This window comes from Pontivivens marinum (genome assembly GCF_900231835.1).
GTDB lineage: Bacteria > Pseudomonadota > Alphaproteobacteria > Rhodobacterales > Rhodobacteraceae > Pontivivens > Pontivivens marinum.
This window is the reverse complement of record NZ_OCTN01000003.1, coordinates 257,198-274,646: the sequence shown is the minus strand read 5'-3', so window position 1 is coordinate 274,646 and position 17,449 is coordinate 257,198. Positions and strand designations below refer to the sequence as shown.

Below are 17,449 nucleotides of genomic sequence, written 5' to 3'. Positions count from 1 at the left end.
TCGCCGGACGCGCTAGATATTAGCCTGCGCGCACCAGCCCAAGTGCACTGACAATATGGGGTGGAATGTCCGAAAACGAAATTCCTGCGTCGCGAATTGTTTGCAGAATTTCGGATCGGTTCATGCCAGCCAAGTGAAATACGGATACACCAGTCGCGTCTGAAATTTCGTTCAATACGCCCATATTGTTTCCTGAAAGGACGGTCACTGCGGCTCTGATCACTAGCTGGATGATGCTCAACGCTGATTCCTCCTCGAATGTACTATTACAATCTGTGCACTCTAATAGGCGAGTGCAACCCTGTGAGCAACACAGTGCCGTTAAACTAGGTCTTTTGGGACAGAAAAATGCGAGAAGCGGCACGATTTGAACGCTAGTTTCGACCATTTATCCACGTCCGCACTCAACACCGCGACAGCCGCCGTGGGGAAGTGTGAGAAGGCGCGCGCGCAGGTCGTGCTGATGTGCCCATCGGATAGTTTCCGGGTCAGTGCGCTGACGCCCGGCTGGTGGCCAACCAGGGCCACCGTATCTGCTGCATCATCGGTCGCGTGCAGGATGCTGAGCATCGTATCGGGGTCGGCCATGTACAGCGCCTTGTGTACTTTACCTTTTACGTCGCCGATCAGGGGCTGCATACGATCCCAGGTTTCAACGGTTCGCACGGCAGGCGATACCCATGCTGCCTGCGGAACGGCGGAAATCTCCACCAGTTGCGCGGCCATCAGGCTGGCTGAAAGGCGTCCACGTTGGTTGAGTGGACGGGCGATATCTTCCTGATCCGGGTCGGACCACGAGGATTTTGCATGGCGGATCAGTACGATTCTTTTCATGGGATAATAGCGCGTGAAATCACTGTCATAATCAAGGCTGCTGACCCAGAAATGCCGCCATATGATGGGCGCCATATGCAGGGGGTAACGCGAACTCGCGGCCAACAGGACATGCATGCCGGACCAGGCAACCGGTGCGACAGGCAATGCCATCCGGTGACGCGATATGGCGGCGACAGGCGACCACATCATATGGGCCATCACCTAATGCGCCAACGGGGCAGGCCGACTGACAGGGCTTTGTGCAGGTGGGGCAGGGTGTTTCAGCACTATCCGGCAGTTGGTGGTGCCCCCGTTGCCGCAGCGCACCGCGAAACGAGATCCACATCCCCATTTGCGCATCAATCAGCGGGCCAACGGGCGATTGCCAGATTGTGCCGGAGTCCGTCGCCCAGCGTAAAAACGGATGCCATGGTGGCCCGCCAAAGGGTAAAATAGCCTCGGCATCACATGCGGTAGCGATCTGGGGCAGAACCCGCGCAGACCAGCGGTCAACGCGATCGGGCTTACCGTCCTGCGCCTCGGGCTGTGTGGATAGGTGATCCCAAAAGCGGCGCGTATCAGGGGCGATCAACCAGATGGTGTCGCCCCCGTCATGCAGGCCTGCCGCGACCAACAGCGCGTGTTGGTCGAGCAATTTTGCTAGCGATCCAGCCATCAGGCCTTGATCAGCGTTCCTGCGCCATGCTCGGTAAACAATTCGAGCAGGCAGGCATGGGGCGCACGTCCATCGAGGATAACCACCGCGCCCACGCCACGCTCCATCGCATGTAGCGCGGTTTCGGTTTTGGGGATCATGCCACCGGCAATAACACCCTGATCGGTCAGGCGGCGTACATCGTCAGGGGTCAGCCGGGTGACGACATCGCCCTCCGCGTCCTTTACGCCCGCAACATCGGTCAGCAATAGCAGGCGATCCGCCTTCATTGCACCGGCCAGCGCACCGGCGGCGGTATCGCCGTTGATGTTAAATGTCTCACCATTCCGGCCCGTACCAATCGGGGCCACGACGGGGATGAAATCGCTGTCGGTAAAGACCTTCAGGACCTCTGGATTGACCTCAACCGGTTCCCCGACAAAGCCCAGATCGAGCACCTTCTCGATATTGCTCTCAGGATCCTTGCGCGTTTTGGTCGCCTTTTCACAGACGATCAGGTTCGCATCCTTACCGCTCAGGCCAACCGCACGACCGCCCTGATCGTTGATGGCCTGCACGATCTGTTTGTTGATCCGACCGGCCAGCACCATCTCAACCACCTCAACGGTGGCCTTGTCGGTGACGCGCTTGCCGTCGATGAACTCGGACTTGATCGAGAGACGCTCCAGCATCTGGTTGATCTGCGGGCCGCCGCCATGGACGACGACGGGATGCACGTTGCACTGCTTCATTAATACGATATCGCGGGCAAAGCGTTCCATCGCCGCATCGTCGGACATCGCGTGGCCGCCGAATTTCACGACAACGGTGGCGCCATCATAGCGTTGCAGATAGGGAAGCGCTTCGCTGAGGGTCCGTGCAGTGGCCAGCCAATCGCGTTTCATCGCAGTCGATTTTTCCATGAAATCCATCCCTATATCTCTATTTTAGATCCGCGATGATCGCGCGCAAAGTTTCCACGCCGTCACCCTTGTCCGAGGAGGTCAGGATAATCTCAGGATAGGCGGTTGGATGTTTGGCCAGCACAGTGCGGGTGCGTTCCAGCGATGCTTCCAGTTCCGCCGGACGCGGTTTGTCGATTTTGGTCAGAACCGTGTGGAACGGCACGGCGGCACGATCGAGCACGGACATAATCTCATCATCGACCTCCTTTGCACCATGGCGGCTGTCGATCAGCAGGAAAACCCGTCGCAGGGTTTGACGGCCCGCCAGATAATCCTTGAGTAGGGCCTGCCATTTGGCCACCACGGCAACAGGCGCCTTGGCAAAGCCGTAGCCCGGCAAATCGACCATGTAATGTGTTTCCGCCAGAGCGAAAAAGTTGATCTCCTGCGTGCGGCCTGGGGTGTTGGATGTACGTGCCAGTGCTTTGCGCCCTGTCAGTGCGTTGATAAGGCTGGATTTACCCACATTCGAGCGACCCGCCATGCAAAATTCCATCCGGTCCGCAGGGGGCAGGCCATCCATGGCCACCACGCCCTTTACGAAATCGCACGGCCCCAGAAACAGGGATCGCCCCGTCGCCAGTTGTGCTGCGTCGGGTGTTTCGGCCAGTGGAAAACGGATGGTCATGCCTAATCGCCTTTTAGATGTGTCGCGGCCACAGGGCTGTGTCCGGACGTTGATAGCCCGAATACTTCATGCAGCAGGCAGGAGCGAGATCAAATTGCGTTGCGCAGCGCGGTGATGTCTGCCGCGCGGATCAGGTTCACGTTGCGCGTGATCTTTTCCACCGGCCAATCCCACCACGCAATGTCTAGCAGCGCCGCAATCGTGTCGGCGTCGAAGCGTTGACGAACCTCAACCGCAGGATTGCCCGCAACGATGGAATAGGGTGGCACATCGCGTGTGACTATTGCGCCGGTTGCGATGATCGCGCCTGCGCCAACGGTAACACCCGGCATGATGGTCGCCGCCCGTCCGATCCAGACATCCGGTCCGATCACCGTGTCACCGCGCGAGGCCGCAGTCCACGTCGCCGGATCGAACCCCTCCTCCCATCCGTTGCCAAAGATGTTGAACGGGAATGTTGAAAAACCGCCGGTCGCATGCGCGCCGCCATTCATGATGAATCTCGTATTCGTCGCAATCGCACAGAACGGCCCTATGCGCAGCGTGTCGCCAATAAAATCGAAGTGATACAGGACGTTACGTTCGAAAAACGCTTCGGCCTCATCCGGATCATCGTAATAGGTGTAATCCCCGATCTCGACATTGCTGCGCCCTGCGGCCAGTGGCTTCAGGAAAACCATGCGTGGGGCAATGTTCAGCGGGTGCAGTGTATCAGGGTTCGGGCCGGTCATGGATGAATACCTCGTCGCCTACGCAAATCTCACCACCTGTGGTGCAGACCGAATATACACCGAAGTCACGATGACCCCAATTGCTATCCAGAACCCGCAGCAGATCCTGATCCTCAGCACCGGTTTGCGGGTTGGAATGGGTGGCGCGGCAGCGGGTGTTCCGCTCACGAACTTCTAGAACCGCATTGCCGATTTTCACGTATTTCCCGATCCAGTCCCACTCATCCCAAGCCTGCAATCCGTCCAACCATATGTTCCCACGGAACCTGCGCTGGTCCAAATCGGCCCCCGCCGCAGCACCAAGTTCTGTGCGGGACGCATCGGACAGGATGGAGATTGAGGGGAACGCCGCGTCGGTCATGCCGTGTTCGGTGGCCGTTACCAAACGCTCAGGTGTGGGGCGATTCGCGGGGTATATTGGCGTGATCCAGTCGATCAGCGCGTTGCCCTCTGCGGGCAGCTCGACCTGTAAATCGGGGCGGTCGGGGTGGTGAAAATTATGGGTATTGCCGTTGCGGGTCGCCGTGACCGCCATCAGCGATCCAGCTTTTGCTCCTCGGATGAAGTTGCGGCAGGGCGCCCATTCGCCCTGTGTTGTTGCACCCTCTTGCGCAATGGCGAAGGCGCGATCTCCGGGCAGGCACTCACCTGCCCGAAGCATTATTGATTGCAGCGGCTCCGCCCCAACACCTTTAACCGGATGGCGCCAGAGTGCGGAGACGCGGATCATTCCGGTGTCTTCTTCTTACGCAGACCGGAGGTCATGTTGCCCAGCAGGTCAATCTTTACGCCTTGGCTACGCATGATCAGATATTGCTGCGTGAACGTGATCGTGTTGTTGGCAACCCAGTAGATGACCAGACCAGCCGCGAACCGGCCCAGCATGAACATGAACACGAATGGCAACCACGCAAAGATCATCGCCTGCGTCTTATCAGCGGGCGCCGGATTCAGTTTTTGCTGAAGCCACATGGTGATCCCCATCAGGATCGGCCACACGCCGATGGACAGGATCGCGAGGAAGCTGGTCGCGTCAGGTGCATCGAATGGCAGTAGGCCAAACAGGTTCATCCACGATGTAGGATCGGGCGCGCTGAGATCCTGAATCCAGCCAAAGAACGGAGCCTGACGCATCTCAATCGCGACGAACAGCACCTTGTACAGCGAGAAGAAGATCGGGATCTGTAGCAGGATCGGCAGGCAGCCGGCAGCGGGGTTAACCTTTTCCTTTTTGTACAGGGCCATCATTTCCTGCTGCAATTTGGTGCGATCCTCGCCCGCCTTTTCCTTGATCTTCTCCATTTCTGGCTGAAGCATCTTCATTTTGGACATGGAGACGTAGGATTTATAGGCCAGCGGGAACAGCAGTGCCTTGATGAACAGCGTCAGCAGGATAATCGCGACGCCGAAATTGCCGAGGAACCCGTTAAAGATCGTCAGCAGCCAATGGATCGGCTTGGTCAAGAAGAAGAACCAACCCCAGTCGATCGAGTCGACGAAGCGGTCCACGCCCAGCTGCTCCTCATATTGGGTCAGCAGATCGCGTTCCTTGGCACCGGCGAAGAGCTGCGTCGTGCTGCTTTCCGTTGCGCCGGGGGCCACCTCAACCACAGGCATACGCACCTGCGTCGAATAGGATTCAGTACGGGCGGAATAGCGAACGACGGATGTGAATGGACCCGGATCAGGGATCAGCGTGGTCATCCAGTATTTATCGGTAAAGCCGATCCAGCCGGCCTCCTGCACATCAATCAGTTCAACATTCGCGTTTTCACGGGAATCGAACGTGTTGTCGGGCATGTCGTCATAGTCGATCTCAGCGATTTCGCCGTCGCTTTCACGAACCACGCCCTCATGCAGGATGTAGAAACCGATGGTTTCAGGCTCACCCACGCGGTCGATGATGCCATATGGATACATGCGAACGGCCGCATCAGCGGTGTTTTCGACCGATTGCGTGACGGAGAACATGTAGTCCTCGTCCACGGTGAATGTCTTGCGGAAGATCAGGCCAGCGTCGTTATCCCATGACAGGGTGACGGGCGTGGTCGGTGTCAGCGTGTCGCCGCTTTCAACCTGCCAGATAGTGGTGGCACCGGGAACCTGCTCCGCTGGCAAACCGCCTGCGGGGCCCCAGCCGTGCTGAACATAGTAACCGGCGGGACCGGCCGCAGGGTTCAGCAGGGTAACCGTGTCGCTGTCTGGGTCGAGCGTTTCGCGGTAATCCGTCAGGTGCAGATCGTCTAGGCGACCGCCAACCAAGGACAGCGTGCCGCTGAGGCTGGGGGTCAGAATGTCGACCCGATCCGCTTGCGTAAGGGCGGCATCGCGCGTTTCGATCCGCGCTACCTCGACTGCTGGAACGCCAACCGATCCGCTCGGGACCTCGGACGTGATATCGCCCAGTAGCTCCTGCTGTACTGCCTGTTGTTCGGCAGTTAACGGCGTTTGCTCGCTTGGCGGAAGGAAGAACGTCCAGCCAAGCATCACGGCGAGGCTGAGCCCCATTGCCAGGATCAGATTTCTGTTATCGTCTTGCATGCAAGCAACCCCTGCGCGGCAGATATGGACGGGATGCTGGCGTTCAACAGGTCACATGGCTAAAGGTCAAGGGCTTTCCCCCCTTTTGCGACATCGTGCACGCCCGGTTTAGGCCGTTTGGCGCGTGCGATTCCTGCTTTGTTTCAGCACATGTTGTTGGGATAACCACTGCAAGCTGTCGTCAAATGGCATCGGGCGCGCGATGTTATAGCCCTGCAATGCGTCGCACCCTAGCTCGATAATCGCGGCGCGTTCACTGGCGGTTTCAACCCCCTCCGCAATTGTCCCCACGCCAAGCGCGGAGGCCATTCGGACCATTGCATCGGCCATGGCGGCCAGATCCTTTCGGGTGTCGATGCCGGTGATGAAGCTTCTGTCGATCTTGATCCTGCTGACGCAAAAACGCCGGATATTGGCGATTGAGGCGTGTCCAGTGCCGAAATCATCCAGTTCAATCGCAATACCCGCCGCGGCGAGATTGCGGATTGTGCGCACGGCCAACGCCTCATCGCTGTCCACGTCCACCGTTTCGACGACCTCCAGCGCCAGACAATCGGGCGATAGGTCGCGCCGATCCAGCGCCCATTTGATCCGATCGGCCAGCAATGCATCGGCTAATTGCGCGGAGGAATAGTTTACGGCCACATGCGGCACATCAAAGCCCGCCGCCGCCCATCCCTGCCATGCGTCCAGCGCCTGATCCAATACCTGTGCGCCAATTTGATCTGCAAATCCCATTTCCTCAGCAATGCGCAGAAAAGCACCTGGGGCGAGCAAGCCACGCGTCGGGTGTTGCCACCGGATCAGGGCTTCAAACCCAGCGACCGCCGCTGTTCGTGCGCAAATTTGCGGTTGGAAATAAACAACCAGCTGGCCCGTGCCTAACGCTGTGCGCAATTCGCGGCCAAGGGCGTCACGCTGGCTGACCTCCTCCTGCATTGCGGGGGTGAACAGGCGCATCGGCCCGTCCTCCCCCGTTTCGGCAGCGTGCAGGGCAATGTCCGCGCGAACATTTAGGGAGGCCGCATCCGTCATGCCATTTGGCGACCAGACAGCGCCGATCATGCAATCCACCTGTCGTGATCCGGTGGGAAGCTGGATTTCCTCACGGACGATTTGACGGATTTCCTGTGCGCGGACCTCTAGCTGATCGGCGGATGCCACATCGTCTGTCAAAATCAGAAACTCATCACCACCAATACGGGCGACGAATTCTCGTTCCGACGTGAGGGAGGATAGCCGCTGAGCGGTTTGGATCAGTACTTGATCACCGATCTCATGTCCTAGCTCCTCATTAATCGCACGAAACTGGTACAGATCCAGATGCAACAATCCAACGCTGGCCTTTCGTCGGCGTGACAGGTGGCGATCCATCAGATCGGCGGCATGTTTGCGGTTAGGCAATCCGGTTAACCTGTCGTGAATCGTGTTGTGTTGCAGGGCATCCTCAAGCGCGCGAGTGTGTTTTGTGCCGTCCTGCACCGTTCTGGACAGGGGCCTTAGGACAAACCGCCAAAGCAAAATCGCGGCGAGCAATACAGATCCCGCAAACAAGGCTAGGATCAGCTTCACCCGGTTTCGCGTGGTGTGCGCATCGTCGATCAGGTCACCCTGCCAATTATGCATCGAATCGGGCAGGTTTACCTCGGCAATGATGCGGGCCTGATCCGCAATATCCATCGTGGGCAGGCCGGTTGGCGGGTCCCTGAGCAGTGCAGCCAAGGCCAGCAATTTGGCAAATTGATAGCCGACATTTTCCGATATCGCCTCGGGCACAACGGTGGAGAGCTGCTGATGGCGTTCCGACAGGACCACGGTTGCGCTGTCATGTTGTGCGATCAGATCGTCACGTGCCGCAGCGCCATTAGGCGTTAGCGCCAGTCGATTGGCCAGCTGGCTATACCCGCGCAGGTCTGAAAGGTGATGTTCTATCAGGATGTTCTGCGTGATGGACTGATCGATCTGGTCCAGTTGGCTAAGGGTTGAGGCCAGCTTTAGCGCCGTTAGTCCCAGAATCACCACAAATGCGACAAGGCTATATGCAATGGCCCGATCTGATGCGTGGGTGGGTAGCCACCTGTTTTTACTAGAACTATGCAACGCACACCCTCCACCTGATCTGGTGATTTTGGGGCAGGTTCGTTGCCATCAGATTAATGCGCAGGCGCAAATGCAAAAGGGCCGGAATTTGCATTCCGGCCCCGTGTCGTCATTTGCGGTCGCTTATTCGTCTTCGTCGTCATCCGTGCTGGCAGGCAGGTTGAACAGGCTGTCTGCGTCGGGCAGGGCCTCTTCACGCTCGGGCGTGTCAGATGCGGTGTCGGAGAAGGTGAATGTTTCCAGCCCCTCCATCGCCGATGGGACGCGGGATTCGGCAGACAGGCTTTGATCTGTGCTCATCAGGCGCAGCTTCTCGTCATCGGTCAGCGCCATGCCGTCCTTGGCCTTTTTCGCCACGGCCTTGGCCACGGCTGCGTCCAGCTCAATCTGCTTACACATGCCCAATGCAACCGGATCAACGGTCACGATATTCGCGATGTTCCAATGCGTCCGCTCACGGATCGACTGGATGGTTGGCTTTGTGGTGCCGACCAGTTTGGATACCTGACCGTCGCTCAGCTCGGGGTGGAATTTAACCAGCCATGCAATTGCGGAGGGGCGATCCTGCCGTTTGGACAGGGGGGTGTAGCGTGGACCCTTGCGCTTTTCCTCACCATCGGCGGCTGCGTTATATTTCAACTGCAACTTTGCGCGCGGATTTTGTTCGCAGCGTGTGATCTCGTCTTGCGTCAGCTGGTTGTTCACAAGGGGGTCGAATCCCTTGATCCCGCCGGCAACTTCGCCGTCAGCGATGCCCTGAACCTCAAGATCGTGCAGGCCGGTGAAGTCCGCAACTTGCTTGAATGTCAATGTGGTGTTGTCCACCAGCCAGACGGCGGTGGCTTTCTGCATGATAGGAAGCGCCATGTCGTGCCTTTCAGAAAACTGCAATCCTCTCCCGTGCCGAGAAATCGGTTGGCCGGGGCCGCAGTCCGTTTCCGTTTGGGGAATTACCGCAGTATATAGGCCCTGAACGTAAAAGGATAAAGAGGTTTCGTCATGCGCTGGTTTCTGGCCCTTCTGATGTTGGCACTGCCTGCGCGCGCAGACGGTGATGCAGGCGTCTTTGATTACTATGTGTTAAGCCTGAGCTGGTCGCCATCATGGTGTGCCGCAACCGGCGATGCACAGGGATCCGAGCAATGCGACCGCTCGCTGGGCTTTGTGCTGCATGGCCTGTGGCCACAATATGAAAGCGGCTGGCCTGAATATTGCGGCACCTCGCATCGCGATCCATCGCGCCGACAAACCGGTCAGATGGCAGATATTATGGGAACGGGCGGTGCCGCGTGGCATCAGTGGCAGAAGCACGGGCGATGTAGTGGCCTGTCCGCGACGGATTTCTTTGCCCTATCGCGTGAGGGATATGAGCGCGTTGAACGCCCTGCGATCCTGCGCCGCGTGCAGGAAACATTGCGTCTGGACCCCTCGGTGATCGAGGCCGCGTTTCTGGAGGTCAACGAGGATATGGAGGCTGACGGCGTAACTGTGACCTGTCGTGACAGTCGTATTCAGGAGGTTCGCATCTGCCTGACGCGCGACCTCGAACCACGTCGCTGTGGGCGCGACGTGATCCGGGATTGCTCATACACGGCCAGCTTGCCGCCCGTGCGTTAAGGAACCAGAACGATCTTCCCAACATGGGTCGAGGTTTCCAGATGCGCATGCGCCTGTGCGGCCTGCGACAATGGGAACGTCGAATCCATGACGGGGGCGATGGTTCCGGCATTGAGCAATGGCCAGACCTCACGCTCCACCGCGCGGGCGGTTTCGGCCTTTACCAGATTGCTGCGGGGACGCAGTGTTGATCCGGTCAGCATCAGACGTTTGACCATAACTTGCGCGAAGTTCACCTCCGCCATCGGTCCCCCTAGGAAGGCGATCATGGCAAGGCGGCCATCCAGTGCCAAAGCCTTGATATCACGCGGAATGTAATCGCCACCTACCATATCGAGGATCAGGTCCAGGCCGCGCCCATCGGTGAAGGTCTTGGACTCTTCAACAAAATCGGCGGTGCGATAGTTGATGGCCAGATCGGCGCCCAGCTCGCGGCAGCGCTCGCATTTCTCGTCGGAACCGGCGGTGGCCATGACGCGCGCGCCGCGTGCCTTGGCCAACTGAATCGCGGTTGTTCCGATGCCGGAGGTGCCGCCATGCACGAGGAACGTTTCCCCCGCGCGCAATCCGCCACGGTCAAACACGTTGATCCAAACGGTGAAGAAGGTTTCGCACAGCGCGGCGGCCTGCTCCCACGAATATCCCGTGGGAATCGGCAGGGCATGATCGGCCTGAGTCGTTACATATTCCGCATAGCCACCACCGGGCAGCAGGGCGGTCACGGCATCGCCAACCGACCAGCGGCTAACACCAGCACCGATTGCTGCGATTTCGCCTGCGGCCTCCAGCCCCGGTAGATCGGATGCGCCGGCAGGGGGCTTATACGCGCCGGTGCGTTGCAGGGCGTCGGGGCGGTTAACGCCTGCTGCCTTAACACGGATCAAAATCTCACCCGCGGCAGGGACTGGAATAGGACGGCGTGTTTCGACCAGCACCTCTGGTCCGCCTGGTTTGGTTACTTCAACGCAACGCATATCGGTCATACTAAAATCCTCCGATGATATAATTGGCAGGAGGGGCCTAGGCCGCGCCCGCCCATGCCCAATACAGTGCCCGCGCCCGCGCGGCCACCGGTCCGGGCTGCATTGTGCGATCCTCGAATTGACGAACGGCTGTGACCTTGGACGCATTGCCGGTCAGGAAAATCTCATCAGCTTGCGCGAAATCGTCAACCTTCAGCGAGGTTTCCTCAACCTGCATCCCGTCATCGGACAGCAACTTGATGATCCGCTGGCGCGTGATGCCGTTCAGGAATGTGCCATTGGGTACGGGGGTGCGGACCACGCCATCCTTGACCAGAAACACGTTGGCAGTCGCCGTTTCGGCCACATGATCCCAATCATCCAGGGATAATGCGTTGTTAAAGCCGCGCTTGCGCGCCTCGGTCAGCATGCGCCCGTTATTGGGATACAGGCAGGCGGCCTTTGCCTCGGTCAACGCAGTGTCAGGGCGTGGGCGGCGGAAGGGAGAGACCGTCAGCGCGATCGATCCCATAGGGGGCAGGGGCATCGCCTCGATACATAGGGCAAAGGCGCAGGGCGCGGTTTCCGGCGCGATCATCGCGGCGTCGCCTTCGACGCTCCACATCATTGGGCGGATATACAGCTCAGCATCTGCCGGATATTGCGCGATACCTTCCTGCGCCAGGGCCAGAACCTGTGCAGCATCCATTGGCGGGGTCATTCCCATCGCCACAGCCGACCGGATAATCCGCTCACAATGCAGGTCCAGATCTGGGCTAACGCCGCTAAAAGTACGCGCGCCATCAAAGACCAGCGTGCCCAGCCATGTTGCATGATCGGCCGCACCCATAATGAGCGTATTGCCCTCAAGCCACTCACCCTCGTACCATGTGCGAATATCGCTACCGATTGCCATGCGACGTTTCCCTGTTTGTGTCAGTTTTATTGACCTTAGGCAGCGCGCCGTATCGTTGCAATCCATCGACGCGCGATATAATTGACCGGAAAGAGACACTGGGGGTCGCGCCGAAATGAGCTGGATATCCAACTTCACACGTCCGATGATCAATTCGCTATTTTCCCGCCGCGAGGTGCCGGAAAACCTTTGGTCGAAATGCGATAATTGCGGAACGATGCTGTTCCACCGCGAATTGTCGGACGCGCTATATACCTGCCCGACCTGTGATCATCACATGTTCATCACCCCGCGTGAGCGGCTGAAGTCCCTGTTTGATCTGGGTATTTTCACAACGGTATCGGTTCCCGATCCCATCGTTGATCCGCTGCATTTCAAGGATCAGAAGCCCTATCCCAAGCGGCTGGCAGATGCGCGCAAAACCACATCCGAGCATGAGGCAATGTTGGTTGCCGAGGGCAATATCGGTGAGGTTAAGGCCGTGGTCGCGGTGCAGGACTTTTCCTTCATGGCGGGCTCCATGGGCATGTATGTCGGCAACGCAATCATCGCCGCTGCACAGCGCGCGGTTGAGCTGCGCGCCCCGCTGATTCTGTTCTCCGCCGCAGGTGGCGCGCGGATGCAGGAGGGTATCCTCAGCCTAATGCAAATGCCCCGCACGACAGTGGCTGTGGATATGGTGAAGGAAGCGGGACTGCCCTATATCGTCGTCCTGACCCACCCCACCACGGGTGGCGTGACGGCCAGCTATGCGATGCTGGGCGATGTGCATATCGCGGAGCCAAACGCACTGATCTGTTTCGCGGGCCCACGGGTGATCGAGCAGACCATTCGCGAAAAGCTGCCTGAGGGCTTCCAGCGTTCGGAATACCTGCTGGATCACGGCATGCTGGACCGCGTTGTTCACCGCACGCAAATGCGCGATGAGCTGGCAACCCTGCTGCGCCTGCTGTTGAACGAGCGTCCGCGCAGCCATGGCGATCTGCCTTCGCCCGAGGGTGAAGCCAGCGTTCCGGCCGAGGCAACCGGCACGGCATGAGCGGCACCAGCACCGATCTGGTTTTGCAGCGGCTAATGTCGCTGCATCCAAAGATTATCGATCTTACTCTGGACCGCATGTGGCGATTGCTGGATGCGCTGGGTAATCCGCAACGCGATCTGCCGCCGGTGATCCACATTGCGGGCACAAACGGCAAGGGCTCAACCCAGGCGATGATTCGCGCAGGGTTGCAGGCTGACGGCCATCGCGTTTGCGCCTATACCTCACCCCATCTGGCCCGTTTCCACGAACGTATCCGCCTGCCTGACGGTCTGATAACCGAGCAAGCGTTGAGCGACGTGCTGGAGGAATGCGAGCGCGCCAATGGCGGCGTTCCCGTCACCTATTTCGAGATCACAACCTGCGCCGCTCTGCTGGCCTTTGCGCGCTCGGACGCGGATTACACGATTCTGGAGGTCGGCCTAGGCGGGCGGCTGGACGCGACCAATGTGGTTGATACACCCCGCCTGACGGTGATCACGCCGGTTTCTATCGATCATCAGCAATATCTGGGCGACACTTTGCCCGAAATCGCGGGTGAGAAGGCAGGCATCCTGAAGCGTGGCGTCACAGGTATCATCGCGCGTCAGGCGGATGAGGCACGCGACGTGATCGAGGCGAGGGCCGAATCGCTATCTGCCCCGCTGTCCATCGGCGGGCAGGACTGGGACGCCTATGAGGATCACGGCCGCATGGCCTATTTTGACGAGCACGGCCTGCTGGACCTGCCGCTGCCCGCACTGATCGGTGCGCACCAGGTGCAAAATGGCGGTACTGCATTGGCTGCATTGCGTGCATTAGGCGTGTCCGATGCAGGGTGCGAGGCCGCGATCACGCAGGCAGTCTGGCCCGCGCGCGTACAGCGTTTGCGCACCGGGCCACTGGTCGAAGCGGCCGGTGATCGTGACCTGTGGCTGGATGGCGGGCATAACAGCGCTGCTGGTATCGCACTGGCCGAGGCGATTGGGCGGCTGCCCGCGCGGCCACTGCATTTGATTTGCGGCATGCTGAATACCAAGGATGTCAGCGGATTCCTACGCCCGCTCGCGGCACAGGCGGATCACCTGCATGCGGTTTCTATCCCGGGTGAGGCCGCGACGCTAACCGCCGAACAAACCGCACAGGCGGCGCAATCTGTCGGGTTGGCGGCGACACAGGCCGAAACCGTTGCTGCGGCATTGCAGGCGGTTCCAGCGGATGCGCGGGTGCTGATTTGTGGGTCGCTCTACCTTGCCGGTGCGGTTCTGCGCGAAAATGGCTGATTAGCCGGATGGCGCGTCCAGCGGGTCCAGATTGGTGCGGCCGCCATCGACAGCCAAAATCTGACCGGTGATAAAGCTCGCCTTGTCCGAGGCGAGGAACAGCACCGCCTCTGCGGCTTCCTCTGCATCACCGATCCGACCCAGCGGGGTTACGGCGGTCAGTTCCTGCCGAAGCTCCTCACGCTCCTTCAGGGCTTCCTTCAGGTGGCCAGTCATAACGCCGCCCAATGCGATTGCGTTCACGCGCACGCCCTGCGGGGCTAGCGCCACGGCGAGGCTGCGCGTCATTTGATCCAGTGCGGCACAACTGACCGAATAGGCCAACAACTCGGGCAGGGTGCGTTGCGCTGAAATCGAGGTCACATTGACGATGGAGCCGATATTGCGATCCGAGGAACCCTCGGCCTGTGCAATCATCTTTTTCGCAACTAGTTGGCTCAACCGCAGGCTGTTTTTGACGTTTTGCTGCATCAGCGTGTCGAACACATCGCCCTGCGGGTCCAGCGGGTCAGAGGAGATAACCTGCCGCGCCGCGTTGACCAGCACATCCACCCGATCAAAGCTGTCGATGGTTGTGGCCATCAGGTTTGCAATGCTGAGCTTCTCACGCAAATCGCAGGTAAAACTGCGGACCTGTTCGCCATCCTTGCAAAGTGATTTTGCCTCATGAGCGAGGCGGTCATCATCGATGTCCGCCATCATGACTTGTGCGCCCTTATCACGGAACTTGCGCGCGATGGCGAGCCCGACGCCGCTTGCCGCACCTGTGACGATTACCGATTTTCCAGCCAGCGAACTCATATCTGCTCCATGATCTGCGGACCGCGCGTATACGGTCGGTGACGGCATATAGGGTAATTGCGGCGAACTTGCGAGGGTGTGCCTATCTGCTAGAACTGATTTGACCTTAGGAAACGGAGGCTACCTTGGCGACGCTGGATGACTATAACGCGAATTTGCCCCGTATGCAGGCAAACCATCAGCCTCTAACCCCGCTGACCCTACTGGATCGCGCCGCGCGCGTGTTTCCAGATCATCCTGCAATTATTCACGGCGAACAGAAAATTTCCTATAGCGCGCTCTATGAACGGTCGCGCCGACTTGCTTCTGCCTTGGCGTCTATGGGTGTGCAGCGAGGGCAGACAGTATCCGCGCTGCTGTTGAATACCCCCCCGATGATCGAGGCGCATTACGGCGTGCCAATGACCGGCGCGGTGCTGAATGCCCTGAACACGCGGTTGGATGCAGCGGGCACGGCGTTTATCCTGCAACATTGCGAGGCAAAGGTCCTGCTGGTCGATGCGGAGCTGCTGGAATTGGCGCGCGCGGCCTGCGCGTTGATCGCCACCCCACCTGCGCTGATTGTCTATCACGACCCCACCATCTCCACCCAACCCTGTGAATATGAGGAGCTGCTGGCCGCTGGTGATCCGCATTATGCGTGGCTAACCCCGCAGGATGAATGGGATGCGATCAGCCTGAACTATACCTCCGGCACGACGGGCGACCCGAAGGGCGTGGTCTATCACCACCGTGGTGCGATGTTGTTGGCGACGGGGAATGTTGTGCATGCGGGCATGGCTAAACATCCGGTCTATCTGTGGACCTTGCCGATGTTCCACTGCAACGGCTGGTGCTTCCCATGGTCGTTGAGCGCGGTTGCAGGCACCCATGTTTGTCTGCGGCAGGTGCGGGCAAAGGCGATGTTCGATGCTATCGCAGATCACGGCGTGACCCATATGTGCGGCGCGCCGGTGGTGATGAGCACGTTGCTGGACGCTGATCCACAGGACCGGCGTGATATGCCTGCGCGCGTAGCGTTTTTTACCGCAGCGGCCCCACCGCCCGAGAATGTCTTGGCCGCGATGGGGCAGGCCGGTTTCGACGTGACGCATCTATACGGTCTGACCGAGGTATACGGCCCCGCCGTTATCAACGAATGGAACCGCGACTGGGACGCGCTGGAAACAGGCGAGCAGGCACGGTTAAAGGCACGACAGGGCGTGCGCTATGCCGCGCTTGAGGAGTTGGACGTGCTGGACGCGAACGACATGCCCGTTCCCGCCGATGGGCAAACCATGGGTGAGGTTGTGATGCGCGGCAATGTCGTGATGAAGGGGTATTTCCGTAACCCAAAGGCGACAGCGGACGCATTTCGTGGCGGTTGGTTCCGCTCCGGCGATCTGGGGGTAAAGCATCCCGACGGCTATATTCAGCTCAAGGACCGGTCCAAGGATATCATCATTTCTGGGGGCGAAAATATCTCGTCGATCGAGGTGGAGGAGGCCCTATATCGCCATCCCGCCGTTGCAACCTGTGCGGTGGTGGCCCGTCCCGATTCCAAATGGGGCGAAACCCCTTGTGCCTTTATCGAGTTGCGCCCAAATGCACAGGTAAGTGCAGACGAAATCATCGCCCATTGCCGTGCCGAATTGGCGCATTTCAAGGCGCCGCGCCATGTCATCTTTACGCAATTGCCCAAAACATCGACCGGTAAAGTGCAGAAATTCGAGCTGCGAAAACAGGCGGAACAGCTTTAGCGCGGCGCGCGCCAGCCTGCGGCCTCAGCCTCGGCGATGGAGCAGAACCAACGCTCGCTCGAATTGATCGAGGTGCGATCGTAGTGGCGGCTGCCCGGGACGTGATAGATGCGACCGCTGGCGCTGATATTGCCCTTAATATCGCAATCCGCGTCATGGGGGGGGGAGATGATTTGCGCGGCTCGCCACTCCCAGCCCGCCTGAACCGGGTTCGCCCACATACCGCGATTGTCGCGTTCGGCATGCGCGGCTAGGGCCGTGTAGTCAGGCTGATAGCGAGGTTCATCCATCGCATAGCCCGCCACAACCATCGCACCACCCAAATCAGTAACGCGCGCGGTGGAGCATGTTCCGGCAATGCGATCATAGGTCTGCCCGCCATTCAACAAACAGGTCACAACGTCATTGCCGATTAGATTGGCCAAGGTCGTGGTGGCAATAACACCGCATGCCTCGTCACCGCACATCTGGTGCCGCTCCGGCGCATCCATACCTGCCAGCCGGACCTTATCATCAGCGAAGTGGATCGTGTCGCCATCAACCACAGTGGGATAGCCGCTGACGGTGTCAGCAGCGACGGGCAGGGCGAATAGCAATGCTGCGGCGATCAGTTTGAACATGTGTTAATACATGTTAACAACCGCCGCAGGAAAGCAAGGTTTAGTTGTTAATAAAGG

18 protein-coding genes are annotated in these 17,449 nt (G+C 59.0%); 4 read left to right on the top strand and 14 right to left on the bottom strand.

Annotated features, from left to right (window positions below):
- Positions 1-19: 19 nt before the first annotated feature.
- The 10 genes from CR254_RS17900 to CR254_RS10370 form a co-directional block, all read right to left on the bottom strand.
- A complete protein-coding gene (locus CR254_RS17900; RefSeq protein ID WP_145996737.1) occupies positions 20-241 on the bottom strand; it encodes a hypothetical protein in 222 nt (73 codons plus the stop codon).
- A gap of 80 nt (positions 242-321) precedes the next feature.
- Positions 322-834: a SixA phosphatase family protein gene (locus CR254_RS10405; RefSeq protein WP_180955966.1), complete on the bottom strand. Its 513-nt coding sequence runs from the start codon at positions 832-834 to the stop codon at positions 322-324.
- Between the two features lie 31 nt (positions 835-865).
- The gene (locus tag CR254_RS18065; protein WP_180955965.1) at positions 866-1,492 is read right to left on the bottom strand and encodes a ferredoxin; all 627 of its coding nucleotides are present in this window, start codon (positions 1,490-1,492) and stop codon (positions 866-868) included.
- Complete coding sequence (argB, locus tag CR254_RS10400) at positions 1,492-2,394, bottom strand: acetylglutamate kinase (RefSeq protein ID WP_097929864.1); 903 nt, start codon at positions 2,392-2,394, stop codon at positions 1,492-1,494. Before argB ends, CR254_RS18065 begins: the two co-directional genes overlap by 1 nt.
- Before the next feature lie 19 nt (positions 2,395-2,413).
- Positions 2,414-3,064, bottom strand: coding sequence for a ribosome biogenesis GTP-binding protein YihA/YsxC (yihA, locus tag CR254_RS10395; protein ID WP_097929786.1), 651 nt, complete (start codon positions 3,062-3,064; stop codon positions 2,414-2,416).
- A gap of 89 nt (positions 3,065-3,153) precedes the next feature.
- Positions 3,154-3,795, bottom strand: coding sequence for a CatB-related O-acetyltransferase (locus tag CR254_RS10390; protein ID WP_097929785.1), 642 nt, complete (start codon positions 3,793-3,795; stop codon positions 3,154-3,156).
- On the bottom strand, positions 3,776-4,525 hold the full coding sequence (locus tag CR254_RS10385) for an MOSC domain-containing protein (RefSeq protein ID WP_097929784.1): 750 nt from the start codon (positions 4,523-4,525) through the stop codon (positions 3,776-3,778). Before CR254_RS10385 ends, CR254_RS10390 begins: the two co-directional genes overlap by 20 nt.
- A complete protein-coding gene (gene yidC, locus CR254_RS10380) occupies positions 4,522-6,336 on the bottom strand; it encodes a membrane protein insertase YidC (RefSeq protein ID WP_097929783.1) in 1,815 nt (604 codons plus the stop codon). Before yidC ends, CR254_RS10385 begins: the two co-directional genes overlap by 4 nt.
- Before the next feature lie 108 nt (positions 6,337-6,444).
- The gene (locus CR254_RS10375; RefSeq protein ID WP_097929782.1) at positions 6,445-8,355 is read right to left on the bottom strand and encodes a putative bifunctional diguanylate cyclase/phosphodiesterase; all 1,911 of its coding nucleotides are present in this window, start codon (positions 8,353-8,355) and stop codon (positions 6,445-6,447) included.
- Positions 8,356-8,559: 204 nt separating this feature from the next.
- Positions 8,560-9,303: a DUF1013 domain-containing protein gene (locus CR254_RS10370; protein WP_097929781.1), complete on the bottom strand. Its 744-nt coding sequence runs from the start codon at positions 9,301-9,303 to the stop codon at positions 8,560-8,562.
- Positions 9,304-9,435: 132 nt separating this feature from the next.
- On the opposite strand from CR254_RS10370, the gene CR254_RS10365 reads away from it, so the two are divergent.
- Positions 9,436-10,053 carry a ribonuclease T2 family protein gene (locus tag CR254_RS10365; RefSeq protein ID WP_097929780.1) on the top strand — a complete coding sequence of 206 codons (618 nt, stop codon included), beginning with the start codon at positions 9,436-9,438 and terminating at the stop codon, positions 10,051-10,053.
- Here CR254_RS10365 and CR254_RS10360 read toward each other — a convergent pair.
- Positions 10,050-11,036 (bottom strand): NAD(P)H-quinone oxidoreductase, encoded by a 987-nt coding sequence (locus CR254_RS10360; protein WP_097929779.1) that lies wholly within the window; start codon positions 11,034-11,036, stop codon positions 10,050-10,052. The two genes, CR254_RS10365 and CR254_RS10360, sit on opposite strands and share 4 nt — an antisense overlap.
- Positions 11,037-11,073: 37 nt before the next feature.
- Positions 11,074-11,931 (bottom strand): branched-chain amino acid aminotransferase, encoded by an 858-nt coding sequence (locus CR254_RS10355; RefSeq protein WP_097929778.1) that lies wholly within the window; start codon positions 11,929-11,931, stop codon positions 11,074-11,076.
- Positions 11,932-12,046: 115 nt separating this feature from the next.
- Between CR254_RS10355 and accD the strand changes: the two genes are divergently transcribed.
- Positions 12,047-12,970: an acetyl-CoA carboxylase, carboxyltransferase subunit beta gene (gene accD, locus CR254_RS10350; protein ID WP_097929777.1), complete on the top strand. Its 924-nt coding sequence runs from the start codon at positions 12,047-12,049 to the stop codon at positions 12,968-12,970.
- Positions 12,967-14,232 (top strand): bifunctional folylpolyglutamate synthase/dihydrofolate synthase, encoded by a 1,266-nt coding sequence (locus CR254_RS10345; RefSeq protein WP_097929776.1) that lies wholly within the window; start codon positions 12,967-12,969, stop codon positions 14,230-14,232. The genes accD and CR254_RS10345 overlap by 4 nt, the downstream gene beginning before the upstream one ends.
- Here CR254_RS10345 and CR254_RS10340 read toward each other — a convergent pair whose 3' ends face one another.
- The gene (locus tag CR254_RS10340; protein ID WP_097929775.1) at positions 14,233-15,033 is read right to left on the bottom strand and encodes an SDR family NAD(P)-dependent oxidoreductase; all 801 of its coding nucleotides are present in this window, start codon (positions 15,031-15,033) and stop codon (positions 14,233-14,235) included.
- A 125-nt stretch (positions 15,034-15,158) separates the two neighbouring features.
- On the opposite strand from CR254_RS10340, the gene CR254_RS10335 reads away from it, so the two are divergent.
- Entirely contained in the window at positions 15,159-16,772 is a 1,614-nt protein-coding gene (locus CR254_RS10335; protein ID WP_281252993.1) for an acyl-CoA synthetase, read from the top strand.
- Here CR254_RS10335 and CR254_RS10330 read toward each other — a convergent pair.
- Positions 16,769-17,392, bottom strand: a complete 624-nt coding sequence (locus CR254_RS10330; RefSeq protein ID WP_097929774.1) for a thermonuclease family protein — start codon at positions 17,390-17,392, stop codon at positions 16,769-16,771. The two genes, CR254_RS10335 and CR254_RS10330, sit on opposite strands and share 4 nt — an antisense overlap.
- Between the last annotated feature and the right edge of the window lie 57 nt (positions 17,393-17,449).

Bases quoted from the DNA above. Each gene is read 5' to 3' on its own strand.
- CR254_RS10385 (WP_097929784.1), bottom strand. From the start codon at position 4,525: ATGATCCGCGTCTCCGCACTCTGGCGCCATCCGGTTAAAGGTGTTGGG.
- CR254_RS10360 (WP_097929779.1), bottom strand. From the start codon at position 11,036: ATGACCGATATGCGTTGCGTTGAAGTAACCAAACCAGGCGGACCAGAG.
- argB (WP_097929864.1), bottom strand. From the start codon at position 2,394: ATGGAAAAATCGACTGCGATGAAACGCGATTGGCTGGCCACTGCACGG.
- CR254_RS10365 (WP_097929780.1), top strand. From the start codon at position 9,436: ATGCGCTGGTTTCTGGCCCTTCTGATGTTGGCACTGCCTGCGCGCGCA.
- CR254_RS10330 (WP_097929774.1), bottom strand. From the start codon at position 17,392: ATGTTCAAACTGATCGCCGCAGCATTGCTATTCGCCCTGCCCGTCGCT.
- yidC (WP_097929783.1), bottom strand. From the start codon at position 6,336: ATGCAAGACGATAACAGAAATCTGATCCTGGCAATGGGGCTCAGCCTC.
- accD (WP_097929777.1), top strand. From the start codon at position 12,047: ATGAGCTGGATATCCAACTTCACACGTCCGATGATCAATTCGCTATTT.
- CR254_RS10370 (WP_097929781.1), bottom strand. From the start codon at position 9,303: ATGGCGCTTCCTATCATGCAGAAAGCCACCGCCGTCTGGCTGGTGGAC.
- CR254_RS10355 (WP_097929778.1), bottom strand. From the start codon at position 11,931: ATGGCAATCGGTAGCGATATTCGCACATGGTACGAGGGTGAGTGGCTT.
- CR254_RS10345 (WP_097929776.1), top strand. From the start codon at position 12,967: ATGAGCGGCACCAGCACCGATCTGGTTTTGCAGCGGCTAATGTCGCTG.
- CR254_RS10390 (WP_097929785.1), bottom strand. From the start codon at position 3,795: ATGACCGGCCCGAACCCTGATACACTGCACCCGCTGAACATTGCCCCA.
- yihA (WP_097929786.1), bottom strand. From the start codon at position 3,064: ATGACCATCCGTTTTCCACTGGCCGAAACACCCGACGCAGCACAACTG.
- CR254_RS18065 (WP_180955965.1), bottom strand. From the start codon at position 1,492: ATGGCTGGATCGCTAGCAAAATTGCTCGACCAACACGCGCTGTTGGTC.
- CR254_RS10405 (WP_180955966.1), bottom strand. From the start codon at position 834: ATGAAAAGAATCGTACTGATCCGCCATGCAAAATCCTCGTGGTCCGAC.
- CR254_RS10340 (WP_097929775.1), bottom strand. From the start codon at position 15,033: ATGAGTTCGCTGGCTGGAAAATCGGTAATCGTCACAGGTGCGGCAAGC.